Source organism: Pseudomonas sp. MF08831 (assembly GCF_059862645.1).
In genome coordinates this window covers 238440-255415 of sequence record NZ_JCBCUX010000009.1, presented here as the reverse complement: position 1 = coordinate 255415, position 16976 = coordinate 238440, and the positions used below count along the sequence as shown (strand labels likewise).

15 protein-coding genes are annotated in these 16976 nt (G+C 61.8%); 5 read left to right on the top strand and 10 right to left on the bottom strand.

Translation table 11 applies throughout. The annotated features are described in order from the left end of the window. Positions 1–260: 260 nt before the first annotated feature. Positions 261–1229 (bottom strand): LysR family transcriptional regulator, encoded by a 969-nt coding sequence (locus tag AC19YS_RS20240; protein WP_010213008.1) that lies wholly within the window; start codon positions 1227–1229, stop codon positions 261–263. Positions 1230–1411: 182 nt separating this feature from the next. On the opposite strand from AC19YS_RS20240, the gene AC19YS_RS20235 reads away from it, so the two are divergent. Genes AC19YS_RS20235 through AC19YS_RS20220 form a run of 4 tightly spaced genes read left to right on the top strand, consistent with a single transcriptional unit; the run spans position 1412 to position 6172 of the window. Then, positions 1412–2923, top strand: a complete 1512-nt coding sequence (locus AC19YS_RS20235) for an efflux transporter outer membrane subunit (protein WP_119738411.1) — start codon at positions 1412–1414, stop codon at positions 2921–2923. 10 nt (positions 2924–2933) lie between these two features. Next, positions 2934–5111 carry an FUSC family protein gene (locus tag AC19YS_RS20230; protein WP_500602492.1) on the top strand — a complete coding sequence of 726 codons (2178 nt, stop codon included), beginning with the start codon at positions 2934–2936 and terminating at the stop codon, positions 5109–5111. Beyond that, a complete protein-coding gene (locus AC19YS_RS20225; protein ID WP_106579544.1) occupies positions 5101–5301 on the top strand; it encodes a DUF1656 domain-containing protein in 201 nt (66 codons plus the stop codon). Before AC19YS_RS20230 ends, AC19YS_RS20225 begins: the two co-directional genes overlap by 11 nt. A gap of 10 nt (positions 5302–5311) precedes the next feature. Next, positions 5312–6172, top strand: a complete 861-nt coding sequence (locus AC19YS_RS20220) for an efflux RND transporter periplasmic adaptor subunit (RefSeq protein ID WP_500602491.1) — start codon at positions 5312–5314, stop codon at positions 6170–6172. A gap of 119 nt (positions 6173–6291) precedes the next feature. On the opposite strand, the gene AC19YS_RS20215 is transcribed toward AC19YS_RS20220, so the two are convergent. Then, complete coding sequence (locus AC19YS_RS20215) at positions 6292–6693, bottom strand: nuclear transport factor 2 family protein (RefSeq protein ID WP_119738417.1); 402 nt, start codon at positions 6691–6693, stop codon at positions 6292–6294. Continuing rightward, positions 6686–7873 carry an MFS transporter gene (locus AC19YS_RS20210; protein WP_200624531.1) on the bottom strand — a complete coding sequence of 396 codons (1188 nt, stop codon included), beginning with the start codon at positions 7871–7873 and terminating at the stop codon, positions 6686–6688. Before AC19YS_RS20210 ends, AC19YS_RS20215 begins: the two co-directional genes overlap by 8 nt. Positions 7874–7984: 111 nt before the next feature. Here AC19YS_RS20210 and AC19YS_RS20205 point away from each other — a divergent pair, with 111 nt between their 5' ends. Beyond that, positions 7985–8842: a LysR family transcriptional regulator gene (locus AC19YS_RS20205; RefSeq protein ID WP_500602490.1), complete on the top strand. Its 858-nt coding sequence runs from the start codon at positions 7985–7987 to the stop codon at positions 8840–8842. Here AC19YS_RS20205 and AC19YS_RS20200 read toward each other — a convergent pair. The 7 genes from AC19YS_RS20200 to AC19YS_RS20170 all read right to left on the bottom strand — a co-directional run bounded on the left by AC19YS_RS20200 (position 8839) and on the right by AC19YS_RS20170 (position 16973). Further along, complete coding sequence (locus tag AC19YS_RS20200) at positions 8839–9651, bottom strand: SDR family oxidoreductase (protein ID WP_119738424.1); 813 nt, start codon at positions 9649–9651, stop codon at positions 8839–8841. The genes AC19YS_RS20205 and AC19YS_RS20200 overlap by 4 nt on opposite strands. Before the next feature lie 14 nt (positions 9652–9665). Beyond that, positions 9666–10130, bottom strand: a complete 465-nt coding sequence (locus AC19YS_RS20195; protein WP_500602489.1) for a multidrug transporter — start codon at positions 10128–10130, stop codon at positions 9666–9668. A gap of 489 nt (positions 10131–10619) precedes the next feature. Next, a complete protein-coding gene (locus AC19YS_RS20190; RefSeq protein WP_106579536.1) occupies positions 10620–12071 on the bottom strand; it encodes a mannose-1-phosphate guanylyltransferase/mannose-6-phosphate isomerase in 1452 nt (483 codons plus the stop codon). Positions 12072–12244: 173 nt separating this feature from the next. Beyond that, the gene (locus AC19YS_RS20185; protein WP_053254501.1) at positions 12245–12901 is read right to left on the bottom strand and encodes an alginate O-acetyltransferase AlgF; all 657 of its coding nucleotides are present in this window, start codon (positions 12899–12901) and stop codon (positions 12245–12247) included. A gap of 16 nt (positions 12902–12917) precedes the next feature. Beyond that, positions 12918–14102 (bottom strand): alginate O-acetyltransferase, encoded by a 1185-nt coding sequence (locus tag AC19YS_RS20180; RefSeq protein ID WP_500602488.1) that lies wholly within the window; start codon positions 14100–14102, stop codon positions 12918–12920. Positions 14103–14114: 12 nt separating this feature from the next. Further along, positions 14115–15647: an MBOAT family O-acyltransferase gene (locus AC19YS_RS20175; protein WP_106579534.1), complete on the bottom strand. Its 1533-nt coding sequence runs from the start codon at positions 15645–15647 to the stop codon at positions 14115–14117. Between the two features lie 216 nt (positions 15648–15863). Further along, a complete protein-coding gene (locus tag AC19YS_RS20170) occupies positions 15864–16973 on the bottom strand; it encodes a mannuronate-specific alginate lyase (RefSeq protein WP_119738432.1) in 1110 nt (369 codons plus the stop codon). Positions 16974–16976 lie beyond the last annotated feature (3 nt).

Sequence of the window (16976 nt, the reverse complement as noted above, 5' to 3'; positions counted from 1 at the left end):
CGAACGCAGGCTTGAATCCGTGGGTAACCCGGCAGGACGCCGGGTTAGCCGTGTTGGGCCATGGATGGCCCGTCACGGCGGCCCACGGATTCAAGCCGGAGTGAGGGCACACCGAGCCTAAGCGAGGTGCCGAGTGGTGGGGCAAGAGCCCTTTGGTTACTTTGGGGCTTTTCCAAAGTGACCCGCCGTAAGGGCGGAACCCTAAGTGGCCATCACGCAAATACCGGATATGCCCCCCAAAACCCGACCCCAAAGCCCAGTCAGTTAGCCAACCGCGCCCCGCTAAGACTCCCACTCAACTCATACGCCACCAACTCCGCCTGATGCGCCGCCAAAATCTCGGGCAACGACCCGCGCAGGTATTCAACCCACGTCTTGATCTTCGCATCCAGGTACTGGCGCGACGGGTAGATCGCATACAAGTTCAGCTCTTGCGAACGGTAGTTAGGCATCACCCGCACCAGCGTGCCGTTACGCAACCCCTCGATAGCCGCATACACCGGCAACAACCCCACGCCCATGCCACTGGTGATCGCCGTTTTCATCGCGTCCGCCGAATTAACCAGAAACGGCGACGTATTGATCGCCACACTTTCCTGGCCTTCCGGCCCGTTGAAGGTCCATTTATCCAGCTGGATCACCGGGCTCACCAACCGCAGGCACGCATGGTTGAGCAAATCCTGCGGCCGTTGCGCACAGCCCTTGGCCTTGACGTAATCCGGCGACGCACACGCGATGCTGTAGGTAATGCCCAGTCGCTGGGACACAAACCCCGAGTCCGGCAATTCACTGGCCAGCACGATCGACACGTCGTAACCCTCATCGAGCAAGTCCGGTACGCGGTTGGCCAGGGTCAGGTCGAAGGTCACGTCGGGATGCGTACGGCGGTAGCGGGCAATGGCGTCAATCACGAAATGCTGGCCGATACCGGTCATGGTGTGCACTTTCAACTGCCCGGCCGGCCGCGCGTGCGCGTCGCTGGCTTCGGCTTCGGCTTCTTCCACGTAGGCCAGGATCTGCTCGCAACGCAGCAAATAGCGTTTACCGGCTTCGGTCAGCGCGATGCGGCGGGTGGTGCGGTTGAGCAAGCGGGTTTGCAGATGGGCTTCCAGGTTGGAGACCGCGCGCGAGACGTTGGCCGTGGTGGTGTCCAGTTGCACGGCGGCGGCGGTGAAGCTGCCGGCTTCGGCCACGCAACTGAAAGCGCGCATGTTTTGCAAAGTGTCCATGGAGTGTTCTCAGAGGAGATAGCAAATTGTGACAGAAAGTTACGCCGTCCAGTGATCCCTACCAACGGATTATCGCCTGAACGGTAACAAAGATTCACAGGAATGCCAGCTTATCGTTCCCCATGCCGCCCCCTAGAATTGCGCCACCTCTTGCGCAACACTACCTCAGGAATACGCTTGCCGTGCCGCGTCACATCATCAGAGAGCTGAAGACTCTCAGTGTTTGGGCCTTATCGTTAGCAATCAGCGGCTGCATCGGAACCGGAGGAATCGCCCCCCAAGGCCAGGCCCTCAACGCCAATAACCTGGCCACCGACCAAGCCATCCAGAGTGCCGCCCACGACGCCCACTGGCCCACCACGCAATGGTGGCAAGCCTATGGCGATCCGCAACTCAATCAGTGGGTGCAACGTGCCACGCAAAACAGCCCGAGCCTGGCCATGGCCGCCGCGCGGGTGCGTGAGGCGCGGGCCATGGCCGGCATTGCCGAGTCGGCTGAGTCGTTGCAGATCAACAGCGACACCACCCTCAAACGCCACAACTGGCCGAAGGATCAGTTCTATGGCCCCGGCGAGTTGAGCGGAACAACCACCTGGGACAACAATTCGTCCCTGGGCCTGAGCTATGCCCTTGACCTGTGGGGCCGCGAAAGCAACGCCAGCGAACGCGCCGTCGACCTGGCGCATATGAGCGCCGCCGAAGCGCGCCAGGCCCAGCTCGAATTGCAGAACAACGTGGTGCGCGCCTACATCCAGTTGTCGTTGCATTACGCCAACCGCGACATCGTCGCCGCCACCCTGGCCCAGCAACAGCAGATTCTCGACCTGGCCAATAAACGCCTGAACGCCGGGATCGGCACGCACTTCGACGTCAGCCAGGCCGAAACGCCGTTGCCGGAGACCCATCGCCAGCTCGACGCGCTGGACGAGGAAATCGCCCTGAGCCGTAACCAGTTGGCTGCCTTGGCGGGCAAAGGTCCGGGCGAGGGCGCGCAACTGCAACGCCCGAGTTTGTCCCTCGCCGCGCCGCTGAAATTACCGTCGAGCTTGCCGGCGCAATTGCTCGGTCAGCGCCCGGACGTGGTCGCCAGCCGCTGGCAAGTCGCCGCGCAAGCGCGTGGCATCGATGTGGCGCATGCCGGGTTCTATCCCAACGTCGACTTGGTCGGCAGCCTCGGCTACATGGCGACCGGCGGCGCCATGCTGGGGTTTCTCAGTGGCGAGAAACTCAACTACAACGTCGGCCCGGCGATCACCTTGCCGATCTTCGACGGCGGTCGTTTGCGTGGGCAACTGGGCGAAGCCAGCGCCGGTTATGACCTGGCCGTGGCCAAGTACAACCAGACGCTGGTCAACGCGCTCAAGGGCATCAGCGACCAGTTGATCCGCCGCGAATCGATGGACAAGCAGGCGTCCTTCGCTGCGCAGTCCGTGGCCTCTGCGCAGAAAACCTACGACATCGCGATGATCGCGTACCAGCGCGGCCTCACCGATTACCTCAACGTGCTGAACGCCCAGACCTTGCTGTTTCACCAGCAGCAAATCGAGCAACAGGTGCAAGCCGCACGCCTGAGTGCCCACGCCGAACTGGTCACCGCCCTGGGCGGCGGGCTCGGCGCCGGCAACGATGCGCCGCCAGACACCAAGACCCTCCCGAGCAAAACCCCGGCGGCACTTGCCGTGTTTGATCACTGAGTAGGATTTGATGACGCCCTTGCCTGCACCGCTGCGCTGGTTGCACTCCCTGGAGTGGCGCCGTGGTTTTTTCGACTGGGCACGCAGCGATGGCGTGACCTGGGTCTATATCTTCAAGGTGCTGATCGCCGCGTTCCTCACGCTGTGGCTGGCGATGCGCCTGGAACTGCCGCAACCGCGCACCGCGATGATCACTGTGTTTATCGTGATGCAACCGCAGAGCGGCCAGGTCTTCGCCAAGAGTTTTTACCGCTTCCTGGGCACCCTGACGGGGTCGGCGGTGATGGTCTTGTTGATCGCTTTGTTTGCGCAGAACACCGAATTGTTCCTCGGCGCGTTGGCGATCTGGGTGGGCATTTGCACGGCCGGTGCGACGCGTAATCGCAACTTTCGCGCCTATGGGTTTGTGCTGGCGGGTTACACCGCGGCGATGGTGGGTTTGCCCGCGCTGGCGCACCCGGACGGGGCCTTTATGGCGGCGGTGTGGCGGGTGCTGGAAATCTCTTTGGGAATACTGTGCTCGACGTTGGTCAGCGCCGCGATCCTGCCGCAAACCAGCAGCGCCGCGATGCGCAACGCCTTGTACCAGCGCTTCGGCGTGTTCGCGCTGTTTGTCACCGACGGCCTGCGTGGGCGCAGCCAGCGTGAAGGGTTCGAGGCCAGCAATGTGCGCTTTATCGCCGAGGCCGTGGGCCTGGAAGGGCTGCGCAGCGTTACCGTATTTGAAGACCCGCACATGCGGCGGCGCAATGGCCGGTTGAGTCGCCTCAACAGTGAATTCATGAGCATCACCACGCGCTTCAACGCCTTGCACCAGTTGCTTGAACGGCTGCGCACGGATGCAGCCGATCACGTTGCCGCGGCCATCAAGCCCGGCCTGCAAGACCTGGCCGAAGTCCTTGACGGTTTCTCCGGCCGTGCGCTCACCAGCCCCGACGCGGCGCGCCTGGTCAATCAATTGAGCGCCTATAAGGATGGACTGCCCGCCAAGGTGCGCAGCCTGCGTGCGAATTTTCAGCAGGGCAATCCGAGCGAAGCCGAGCAGCTGGATTTTCATACCGCCTACGAGTTGCTTTACCGCTTTGTCGATGACCTGCACAACTACGCGCAGACCCACGCATCGCTGGCCGATCACAGCCATGAGCGCGAGCGATGGAGCGAAGCCTACACGCCGAAAACCAACTGGCTGGCCTGCGCCGCTTCAGGGATTCGCGCGTCCTTTATCCTGATCGTGCTGGGCAGTTACTGGGTGGCCACCGCCTGGCCCAGCGGCGCGACCATGACCCTGATCGCCGCCGCCACCGTCGGCCTGTCTGCCGCCACGCCCAACCCGAAACGCATGGCCTTCCAGATGGCTTGCGGCACCTTGATCGGCGCGTTGGTGGGCTTCGTCGAAATGTTCTTTGTGTTCCCGTGGATCGATGGCTTCCCGCTGCTGTGCGTGATGCTTGCACCGGTGATTATCTTCGGCTCGTTCCTCGCCTCACGCCCGCGATACGCCGGCGTCGGCGTGGGCTTGCTGATCTTTTTCAGCACTGGCTCGGTGCCGGATAACCTGACGGTCTACAACCCTTACAGCTTTATCAATGACTACATCGCCATGGTCATTGGCATGCTGGTGTGCGCGGCAGCTGGCGCGATTATCCTGCCCCCGAACAGCCGCTGGCTATGGCGCCGCCTGGAACAGGATCTGCGTGAGCAGGTGGTGTACGCCATCAGCGGCAAACTCAAGGGCCTGGCGTCGAGCTTTGAAAGCCGCACCCGCGACCTGCTGCACCAGGCCTACGGCCTCGCCGTCGGCCAGCCGCACGTGCAACGCGACTTGCTGCGCTGGATGTTTGTGGTGCTGGAAGTCGGCCACGCGATCATCGAGTTGCGCAAGGAGCAGGCGATATTGCCGGTGCACCCGGCGTATGCCGAGTCGCAACCCTGGCGCCAGGCAATCCGCGTGATGGGCCGCTCGCTGGTGCGGCTGTTCCTGCAACCGAGCGCCAGCAACCTGGAGCGCGGGTTGATTGCCGTCGACCATGCGATCAGCCGCGTGCAGGCCACCGATGAACCCTTCGCCCCGCACTTCGACACCTCGGCGTTGCGCCGGGTGAAAAGCTACCTGCACTTTATCCGCACGTCGTTGCTGGACCCGCAATCGCCCCTGGCTGCCCTCAAAGGATCCCCGAATGCCTCGTGAAATCGCATTCCACGGCATCTACATGCCGACCATGACCCTGATGTTTTTTATCGCCGCAGGGCTGGCCTGGGCCTTGGACCGCTTCCTGGCCGGGTTCGACCTGTACCGTTTTTTCTGGCACCCGGCGTTGCTGCGCCTGAGCCTGTTCGTCTGCTTGTTCGGCGCCCTGGCGCTGACCGTCTACCGTTGAGAATGCCCCGATGAAAAAGTTTTTCAGCCTGCTCGCGACGTTGCTGGTACTGGCTTTGGCGATCTGGATTGGCCGCACGCTGTGGGTGCACTACATGGAGACCCCGTGGACCCGCGACGGTCGTGTGCGCGCCGACATCATCAACGTGGCGGCCGACGTCACCGGTGAAGTGGTGGAGGTGCCGGTGCGTGACAACCAGTTGGTGAAGAAGGGCGACCTGCTGATGCAGATCGACCCCGAGCACTACCGCATCGCGGTCAAGCAGGCGCAGTCGCTGGTCGCCTCGCGCAAGGCCACGTGGGAGATGCGCAAGGTCAACGCGCACCGCCGCGCCGACCTCGACGCCCTGGTGATTTCCAAGGAAAACCGCGACGACGCGAGCAACATCGCCGACTCGGCGTTGGCCGATTACCAACACGCGCTGGCGCAGTTGGAAGCGGCTGAGCTGAATTTGAAACGCACTCAAGTGGTGGCGGCGGTGGACGGCTACGTCACCAACCTCAACGTGCACCGGGGCGATTACGCGCGCATCGGCGAAGCAAAAATGGCCGTGGTCGATATGAATTCGTTCTGGGTGTATGGCTTCTTTGAAGAAACCAAGCTGCCCCACGTCAAAGTTGGTGATGAGGCCGATATGCAATTGATGAGTGGCGAGACGCTCAAGGGCCACGTGGAAAGCATCTCGCGTGGCATCTACGACCGCGATAACCCCGAGAGCCGCGAACTGATCGCCGATGTGAACCCGACCTTCAACTGGGTGCGCCTGGCCCAGCGCGTGCCGGTGCGCATTCACATTGATGAAGTGCCCGAAGGCGTGCTGTTGGCGGCAGGCATTACTTGCACCGTCATCGTCAACCCAACACAACACTAACGGCGGGAGCAGGCTTATGTGGGCGCGGGCTTGCTCGCGAAGACGGAGTGTCAGTTGAAGCAAGTGCTGACTGATCCGCCGCCTTCGCGAGCAAGCCCGCTCCCACAGTTTTGACCCTGTTAAGCCTTGATAAAGGTTTCGTGCAGATGGCGCCACAGCAAGGCGCCACTGGCCTGCTTCTCGAACACCACGGTGGCGCGTCGATCAGTCTGCGTGCCGCTGTCATCGATCTGGTGTTCGCGGTAGGTCACCGTGGCGCCGCGTGCATGGCGGTCGATCCCGGTCATTTCGCTCAAGGTGATTTTCAAGCCCGGGCGCATACCGCCAAGGCGGGTAAACAGTGCCTTCACCCCGGCCGCATTTACCCGCGTACCGGTGGCGGGCGCGATCATGCTGAAGTCGGGTGAGAAGCGCGCCAGCAACGTTTGCAGTGTGCCTTCAGGCGCAACGCCGGCAAACCATTGCTCGATCTCGACATGGGTCTGGATCACTTCTTCAAAAAAATCGCTGTAATCAATCATGGCTGGGCTCGTTGGCTGGGTGAAGCAGTGTCCGTACTCTGGAAGCGTCCAGGCGCAGCACTGCAAAAAGGGGCAGCAGTGTCAGGGCTGCCGCTATCGTGAAGGTTATGGCGAAGGAATCCAAGGCCGACAACAGCGCACTGAGCGCCGCCGCGCCGAGGCAAAAGCTCACTTGCCGATTGATATTCCACAGGGCGCTGGCATGGCCCATGCGTTCTGCGGGTATGTCGAGAAACGCCAGCGTCTGCGCGGTGCTGCTGCACAAGCTGCCACCCAGGCCCATCAAGGCATAGGCCGCAATCACCCAGGCGGGTTGGTTAAGCAACAGGATGCCGATGCATTGCAACGCCATGCCCGCCAGCAGCAAGGGTTTGGGGCCGCAGCGGTTAAACAGTGTCTTGCTCAGGAAAATCGCCAGCGCCGACGCCAGTGCCCACGGCAGCATCAGCGCGCCGGTCTGCGTGGCGTCATAGCCGAGGCCGCGCAGGTAGAGGATGGCGATCAGGCTGGTACCGATAAAGACGCCGGGGATGAACAGATAGACCAACATCGCCACGCGCAGCATCGGGCTACGGATCTGCTTGAAGATGCTGCCCACGTCCAGGGCCGGGCGCTCCGTGGCAGGCGCGTCAGGTTTTATCCACAGCAGTGCCAGCAGCAAAGTGATCAACGCCAGCGGCAGGTTGGCGTAGAAGATCCAGCGCCACGACAGGCTGTCGACAATCAACCCGCCCAGGGCCGGCGACAGCGCCGGCACCAGCAGCGCCACCGACATCACCCGCGCCGTCAACTGGCTGCGTTCTGCCGCTGGAAAATGCCGGTAGGCCATGGCCTGGCCCACGGGAATCAGCAGTCCGCCGCCCAAGCCTTGCAGCGCCCGCCAGCCAATCAGGGTTTGGATCGAACTCGCCTGGCCGACCATCAGCGAAGCCCCCGCGAACAACAGCAGACTCGCCGCGATCAGCGTTCGCTCGCCCATCAGTGCCGCCAGCCACACGCTCAGGGGAATGATCACGGTCAACCCAAGCATGTAGGCGTTGCTGATCCAGGCCAATTGCGTGACCGAGGCGTGCAGTTCGCGGGCGATGTCCGGGTAGGCGACCGTGGCGACGAACATGTTCACCAGGTCCAGGGCAAAGCCGAATAAAAAGATCCAGGCGACTTTCGAGCGGTAGGTCATGGACGCGATCCTGCGAATGAAGCGCGCAGGGTAGGCCGCCGGCAGGGTTTGGGCTACGCCGGTTTGCCTGTTAGTTTGTCAAAAATATTTTGACAAAGGAGGGCGTGGCCGATGGTCAGCCTGGACCGATTCGACACCTTCAAGGCTGTAGTAGAGGCCGGTTCGCTTACCGCAGCGGCCGATTTGCTGGGCCAGACCCGCGCCGTGGTCAGCTTCAACCTCAAGCGCCTGGAGGCGGAGCTGGGCGTGACCCTGCTGACCCGCAACACCCGCCAACTGGCGCTGACCGATGCCGGCGAGCGCTTTTACCTGCGCTGCACACGCATGCTTGAAGAAGCGCGCCTGGCGGTGGAGGAGGCGCGCTCCGAACATGCTCAGCTCAAAGGCATGTTGCGCATCACCACCACGGTGGAATATGCGCTGGCAGTGGTTGCTCCGGCGGTGGAAGCCTTTCGCCGCTTGCACCCGGACCTGAACATTCACTTATCCACTTCCTCGACCCACGCCGATTTGATCTCCGAACGCTTTGATGTGGCGATTCGACTGGGTCGCCTGCTCGACTCCAACCACCGTGCGGTGCAGTTGTCGACCTTTGAGGTGTTTGCAGTGGCGGCGCCCGAGTTTGCCGAGGTGCAAACGCTGGATGCGTTGGAACAGGTGCCCAAGCTGGGCCATGGCCGTTTGACCGAACTGAGCCTGACCGACCCGGCCGGCAGCGAGCATCAATACCGCGCCGGGCCGACTGCGCTGGTGGCCGACAGTGCGGCCGTGCTTCAGGCGTTTGCCGTGCGCGGCCACGGCGTGGCGGTGCTGCCGCAATGGTTGGTGCAGGATGACCTGGCGGCGGGGCGCTTGGTGCGCTTGTTGGCGGACCATCGCTTTGCGCCACAGGGGATCTACGCGATGTACCCGGACACCCGGCATTTGCCGCTCAAGGTGCGGGCGTTTATTGATTTCATGAAAGGCTAGAGCGAGCCCGACAGGCCGAAGCGCTTCTTCAACACTTTTTCCAACAGGGCCTTGGGCACCAGGGCCGCCATCAGTGGCAGCGCCCGACAGCCATTGCCCGCGCGCAGCAGCCTTGGCGGCGTTGACTGTTGCACCGCCTTTAACACCTGCGCCGCGAATTGCTCGGCTGAGGTCGGGTTGTTCTGCGAGGCCTGGGAGCGCGCACGAATGCCTTCGCGCAACGGCCACCATGGCGATTTTTCGTTGATCAACAGCTCGGCCTGGGCGCCGGCGTTTTTCGCAAAGTGCGTGTCGATAGCGCCCGGCTGCACTTCCATCACGCGCACACCAAAGGGCGCCAGCTCCATGCGCAGTGCGTCGCTCAGCGCGTGCACTGCCGCTTTCGAGGCGCAGTAGGCGCCGGCAAACGGTGTCACCAAGACGCCGGAGACACTGCCGATGTTCACCACCAGGCCTTTGGCGCGACGCAGCGCAGGAAACAGCGCCTGGGTCACGCCGACGATGGAAAACACATTGGTTTCGAACTGGCGTTGCATGGCCTCGGTGCCGCCGTCGAGCAGCGGGCCCATGGCGCCATAACCGGCGTTGTTGATCAGCACGTCCAGCCCGCCGATCTGTTCGGCGAGCGCCTTGAGCGCCATGGCGTCGTTGACGTCCAGTTGCACGGCCTTGAAACCGGCGGCAGCCAGGGCGCTGACATCATCAGGCTGGCGGGCGCTGGCCCACACTTCATAGCCTGCGGTTTTGAAGGCATCGGCCAGGGCGCGGCCGATGCCGCTGGAGCAGCCGGTGATCAGTACAGTGGGCATGAATCAATCCTTTGTCAGTCCGAGAAACTGCCTTGCAGGTGCTCGGCGCGAAATTCCAGGGTTTGTGGGCGGTAGCCGGGGCGCAGCGGTGGTGTGGGCAGGCAGTCGTCCCAGGTGGCGCCGGCCTGCAGCTCGCCGGGGCCGCGATAGCGTGGGGCGGCGTAGACATTGTCGGCCAGGTTGACGGAGTCGCCCGGCGCATAGGCTGCAACGCGCCAGCGCAGTTCGGTCAGCGGTACGTCGTTGCCGTTGCTCAGGACCAGTTTGAGCGGCCGGTCTGGCGGGCATTCCTGCGGCGCATAGCTGATGCGCAGTTCCAGGCGCGACAGTTGCGAGGCTTCGCGGTTGTCCAGCCACACCACCCAAATCGCCACAAAGCCCAGGCCGACGGCGGCCGCCAGCGACACCGGCAACGCCTTGGCCGGGTAGCGCAGCAGCAGGATCAGCCAGGTGATGATCAGGAGAACGCCGAAGAACATGGAGACCACCTCGAATAGGGAACGAGCATCCTAACTTAAGCGTAGGTGGGATTGGCGAGCTTGAGCGGTGTGTTGGCTGGGCGGCCGCCATCGCAGGCAAGCCAGCGCCCACCTTGGACTGCATTCACCAATCAAAAGGTGGGAGGGGGCTCGCCCCCGATGACTGACTGAGCAGAAGAGTCCGCCTGCAACCCTTCGATGCACGCCTGAACCAAGACCAAACCGGTTTCGGCCAATTGCAGGCTGGTCCCGTTCAGGTAGCTCGGGTGTTCAGTGCATAAGTGTTTTTGTGCTTTCGGACGCCATCGCAGGCAAGCCATCTCCCACAGTTGACCGGGTACATCCGTTGGAATGCGGTTAACTGTGGGCGCTGGCTTGCCTGCGATGAGGCCTGCACATTCCCCCCAAAACCCAAAAAAAAGCCCCCACCCAACCCACTGCGGATAGGGGACGCAATGGGCTGGATGAGGGCTTCTTTCTACGACTGTTTTACTGCGCGATAGTTTTCACCGACACGCCACGTTCTACCGGGGTGGAGCGTCCGTAGATATCTTCGAACCGCTCGATATCGTCTTCGCCCAGGTAGCTGCCCGATTGCACTTCGATGATTTCCAACGGGATCTTGCCCGGGTTGCGCAGGCGGTGCACCGAGGCGATCGGGATGTAGGTGGACTGGTTCTCGCAGAGCAGGAACACGTTCTCGTCACACGTGACTTCGGCCGTGCCGCTGACCACGATCCAGTGCTCGGCGCGGTGGTGGTGCATTTGCAGGGACAGGCACGCGCCCGGCTTGACCGAGATGTGCTTGACCTGGAAGCGGCCGCCCATGTCCACCGAGTCGTAAGAGCCCCACGGACGATAGACTTCGCAGTGGTTCTGGGTTTCGCTGCGGCCCTGGTCGTTCAGGGTGCTGACCATCTGCTTGACGCCCTGGACCTTGTCCTTGTGGGCAATCATCATCGCGTCCTTGGTTTCCACCACCACGATGTTGTCCAGGCCGATCACCGACACCAGCTTGCCGTTGCCGTGAATCATGCAATTGCGGCTGTCCTGGATCACCACGTCGCCTTTGCTGACGTTACCGTGGACGTCTTTGTCGTTGACCGCCCACAGCGAGGCCCAGCAACCTACATCGCTCCATCCGGCGCTCAGCGGTACCACGCAGGCGCGCTGGGTTTTTTCCATCACGGCGTAGTCGATGGAATTGTCCGGGCAGCAGGCGAAGGTGGCTTCGTCGAAGGTCACGGTGTCGGCGGTCTGCTCGCTGCGTTCCAGGGTCAACAGGCAGGTGTCGTAGATGTCCGGATCGTGTTTTTTCAGCTCTTCGAGGAAGCGGCTGGCGCGGAACAGGAACATGCCGCTGTTCCAGAAGTAACCGCCGCTTTTGACAAACTCGACGGCGCGTTTTTCATTGGGTTTTTCGACAAACTGTTCAACGCGGCTCACGCCTTCGGGCAGCAGCGAATCGTTGGTGGACTTGATGTAGCCATAACCGGTTTCCGGACGGGTGGCCGGTACGCCGAACAGCACCATCTCGCCACGCTCGGCGGCCACGGTGGCCAGGGCCAGGGCGCGTTGCAGGGCTTTCTGGTCGTCGATCACGTGGTCGGCCGGCAGCACCAGCATCAGCTCGTCGCGGCCTTCGTTGACCAGCATCATCGCTGTCAGGGCCACGGCCGGCGCAGTGTTGCGACCGAACGGCTCCATCAGGATGCGCTGGCATTCGAGCTTACGCGTGCTCAGTTGCTCGTTGACGATGAAACGGTGGTCCTTGTTGCAGACCACGATAGGGGAGTCCATGCCTTCGAACACCAGACGCTCCAGGGTTTGCTGGAACAGGGTGTGCTCGCCGGTCAGGGCCAGGAATTGCTTAGGGAACTGTTTACGCGAAAGCGGCCAAAGACGTGAGCCGCTACCACCGGAAAGGATTACTGGAATCATGGGGGTTTCTCCTTGAATCGATTTGGGTCAGAGCTACGAAGGTTTGTCGTTCCACTCTTGTTTTTGTCTCGGTCTCTGTGGGAGCTGGCTTGCCTGCGATGCAGGCAACTCGGTCTGTCAGTGACACCGAGGTGATGCCATCGCGGGCAAGTCCGGCTCCCACAGAGAAATCATTAGCGGGTCGAAACTGGGCGTTTCACCCAGACTGGCGAAATGCTCGAACCCGAGCCGGTGACATACAGCACCGCCGCTTCACCACGTTCCAACGCCACCGGCTTCACATCGCCGACTTTCTTGTCACCGTCATACAACGCCAGGCTCACCTTCACCGGGTTGATTTCGCGCTCGCCACGGCCCTTGGCGGCCACCGACTTGACCACATCGGTCTTGCCGTCGGCAGTTTTCAGGGTCAGGGCCTTGTCGCTGAGGTTCTGCACGCGTACCAGGGATTTCTGCTTGTTCTTGAACGGCGGTTCTTCGATCAGTTGGGGCTGGCCGCTGCCGCTGTTGACCAGGGTGTAGTAGTGGTCGGCGGCGAGTTTGACCGGCACGGTCTGGCTGCCGACCTTGGCGCTGTAGTCACCGCCGGGCATGAAGCTGAAATCGCTGCTGGCCAGTGGCGCAACGTCGCTCAGGTTGGTGGCGCCGACGGTGGCGCTGACTTCCTGGTTGCTGGCGTTGTACACACGTACAAAGCTTGAGCCTTTCGGCGCGGTTGGGCCGTAAAGGGCGGCGTCGCCCCCGGCGAAGGCGGACATCGATACGAAGCTCAAGCCGGCAGCAATGGCCAGGGTCTTGGCGAGACGACGCGGAGTAGTAGTGAAAGTCATGTGAGTTACCTCTCTTTCAGTTTTGCGCCCGGTCGGGCGTCTCGGATTTTTGGGTTTTAGCTGGGGTGTTCAGTGCCATGTTCTGTAGGCGCGAACCGGCTTGTTTAAGCTGCGCAACCCACTGCGGGTCGGCATCACCGATTTCGTTGTTGACGGGCAGATAACGTTCAGGGAACTCCCAGATCAGCACCTGTGGCGGGCTGTTCTTGAAGTCGTCGCTTTTGAGGTAGCTGAGCATCGGCAGAATCGGGCCGTGGCCGTCTTCGGAGTAGTTGATGACGTCGCTGTGCAAGGCTTGCTTGAGGGCGCCGACGAAGTTCCAGTTAGGGTTGGCGCTGTAGCTGGTGCCGACCAGTGCCACCGGGGTTTCGCTGTCGCTGAACAGGCCATCGTCGCCTTTGTTTTCAGCCAGGTGGGTGACGCGTTTTTGCAGCGGCTCTTTGGGCGGCATCAGGTTTTCGAACAGCGGGTCCAGCGGCAGGAACAGACGCAGGTCGCCTTTATGCGGCTCGGTTTTTTCGGCTTCGGTGACAAAGCGCTGCGGCTCACCGCTGAGCGGGGCCTTTTCAGTGATCACCTTGGCCAGTTGCTTGGCGGCAATTTCGGCGCCGTCCGGGGTCCAGTGGGTGTCGGTGCGCAGGAACACTTGCGTGCCGCCCAGCTTGGCCTGTTGCAGCGGGCCAAGCAGGTCGGGCGCGATGATCTTGTCGGCGGCGACACGGGCGTGGAAGTCCTCATACAGGTTGGCGTGGATGCTCGCCGGTTTCACTTCGCCCAGGTGTTCCGGGTACAGGCGCACCTTGGCCGGCACAATCGCCATGACCAACTCAATGCCCTGAGCCTTGAGCTTCTGGCGCACGCCTTCGACCAGCGCGTAGTTGCCTTGCAGGTTCTGGTCTTCGTTGACGATCGGGTTGAATTCCTCGTCGCTGTACAACCAGTGATCGCGGCCCAGCACCACGCCAGGGCGGCCTTCGTTGAACAGCTTGTAGTCCAGCGCGGCCCACAGGTTGGTGCCGATGCGCTTGATCGGGAACTGGTCGTCGTAGTGCGTCTCGACGGCTTTGGTCCAGCGGCCGTTAAGCACGGTCGCGTCGGCATTGGTGCTGAAGCCGAAGAAACTGCGCATCGACCAGGCGCCCAGGGCCAGCAGCACCAGCAGGAACAGCGCGATATAGAGGACGCGGAATGAACGGGTCATGGTCGGCTCCCCTCAGAATTGGAAGTAAAGGAACGGCGAGAAACTCTGCGCCGACAGTTTCAGAATCGACGCCACGAACAGCAGCAGTACAGCGCCGCGCATGGCGTAGCGTGGCCAGTCAGCGGTCCAGTAGGCTGGCTGCACGGCGGCGTCCTGGCCGACGGTGAAACCTGGCTGGTGGATGCTGTCCGGGTTGTCGCCCGGCACGGCCTTGATCAGGCTCGGGTCGGCCGGCTTGGCTTTCTCGGCAGGGCGGTTGGTGTAGAAATCGCGCAGACCGAAGAACGCCAACGTTGCGTATGCCACCACCAGGGTTGCCACTTGCAGGCCGGTGAGGCTGGCGCGGTTGAGTTCCGACAGCGACCATTCGCCAAAGCTGAACATTGCGCCGTACATACGGCCGGCGACGTGCAGGTTCTCGGAGCGGAAGATCACCCAGCCCATCACCACCAGCAGGAAAGTGAAGGCCCAGCGCACCACGTTGAAGCTGCGCGGCGCGGTGTTGAGGCCGATGGCTTTTTCAATCGCCAGCCACATGCCGTGCCAGGCGCCCCACACGATGTAGGTGATGTTCGCACCGTGCCACAGACCACCGAGCAGCATGGTCAGGAACAGGTTGCGGTAGGTGATCAGCGTGCCTTTGCGGTTGCCGCCCAGCGTGATGTACAGGTAGTCACGCAGCCAGGTGGACAGGCTGATGTGCCAGCGACGCCAGAACTCGGTGATCGACTGGCTGATGTACGGTTGCTTGAAGTTTTCCATGAAGCGAAAACCCATCATCAAGCCCAGGCCGATGGCCATGTCGCTGTAGCCGGAGAAGTCGAAGTACAGCTGCGCGGTGTACGCCAGCGCACCCAGCCAGGCATCGCCCGTGGTGGGGTTTTGCAGGGCGAAGCAATGGTCGGCGACCACCGCCAGGGTGTCGGCGATGAACACCTTCTTGATGAAACCCTGCATGAACCGCGTGCAGCCCTCGGAGAACTTGTCGAGGGTGTGCGTGCGGTTGTTGAACTGGTCGGCCAGGTCGCGAAAGCGCAACACGGGGCCGGCAATCAAGTGCGGGAAGATCGCCACGAACGCCGCAAAGTCGATGAGGTTGCGCGTGGCCGGGGTGTCGCCGCGGTACACGTCGATGATGTAGCTGATGGACTCGAAGATGTAGAACGAGATCCCGATCGGCAACAACACGTGGGTGAGGATGAACGGCTCCAGACCCACCGACTTCATCATCACGTTGATGCTGTCGACGCCGAAGTTGGCGTACTTGAAGTAGCCGAGGATGCACAGGTCGACCGCCACGCCCAACAGCAGCCAGCGCTGGGCCGGCTTGGTGCGCACGCCTGCTGCACCGACCTTGAGGCCGATCCAGTAATTCCACAGCGTTACAGCGGCGAACAGCGCCAGGAAGTCCACTCGCCACCAGGCGTAGAACACGTAGCTGGCAATCAGCAGCAGCAGGTTGCGATAGCGTTGCCCGCTCAAGTAGTACAAGCCGAGAAAGATCGGCAAGAACAGAAACAGGAACACATTGGACGAGAAAACCATCCCGATCTCTCCATGTTTAACAGACAGTCAAGGGCCAGAGCCCCCCCAAACCCCCCCACGATTTCGGGGGAGGCCGTACAACATTGCTACTGACGAAACCGGCTCAAACGGTGGGAGGGGGCTTGTCCCCGATGGCGGTCTAACAGCCGCCATCTGTGTTCAATGACACACTGCTATCGGGGGCAAGCCCCCTCCCACATTTGTAACCGTGTTCCGTCAGATTCCTTTGTTGCCCTTTTCATGCGTCGGGTCGTAGACCTTGGTCAGGTCACCGCCGAGGCGGAAGGTCTTGAACGGCTGCATGCCATGCTTGCGTTCGAGCACATCCGGGGCGCAGGTGTAGAGGGTGCAGAAGGGTTCAAGCCAGGCAAATTTCATGTCTTCCTTGAGGTCCTTCATGTCCTGCTCTTTGCCGTTCTTCTTCTCGAAGATCTCCGGGTCTTTGACCCCGGCCAGCACTTTGTCGCCCAGGCGTTTGAGCGCGCCGTTGTTTTCCTGGCGCAAGTCCACGCCGTTGACCAAGGCAAAGCTTGCGATCATCGACAGCGGCGGCAATGCGTAGTTGTGATACGACAACGCCCGTTGCTGACGCTTCAATTCGTTAGGCAGGAAGCCTTGGTCATCGACCTGATTGGCGCCGACCTTGTATTCCTTCACGGCCCAATCAAACAGGTCGCGACGGTTGACGGCGACGGACGTCGCCATCACCGACCAGGCGGCCCAGTAGGAGTGGTTGTTGGTTTTTTCCAGCGGCAGGTTGTCCCAATCGCTGACGACCTGGTCGGCCATTTTGCTGAACCAGGCTTCGATCACCTGCGACTCCTGCTGGTGGTTGGCCAACGGGTGCGAGTCGGAGAACTTCAGGCGCACATAGGCCGAGGCCATGCTGCCCAGCGCCCATTTGCGCATGGACTTGCCGGTGTGGTTGAAGTCCTTGGACATCAACGCATCTGCCTTGGCCCAGCTAGTCAGCCAGTTGAGCGTGCATTCGAGCTGCTGCGGACGGCCGTCGCGCATGAACTGCATCACGCGCTTGCTGGTGTCTTTTTCCAGCTTGGTGATGTCGGCAGTGCTGTCGCGAAAGGCTTTTTCGGATTGCACATTCAGTGTGGAACGGGCTTTGTCCGAACCCTCGTACTTGCTGCGAAATTGCAGCGAGCCGGTGTACGGCGCCGGCATGGCGTCGCAGTCATTCTTGAAGTCGCCGGTCTTGAACGCTTCCACCGGGGCGAAATAGCCCTGAGGTGGACGCAGTGGCGCGGCGGCGTTGACTGAACCGGCGAACATCGCCAGGCCCAGCAGCGTTGGAATCAATAACTTCTGCATAGG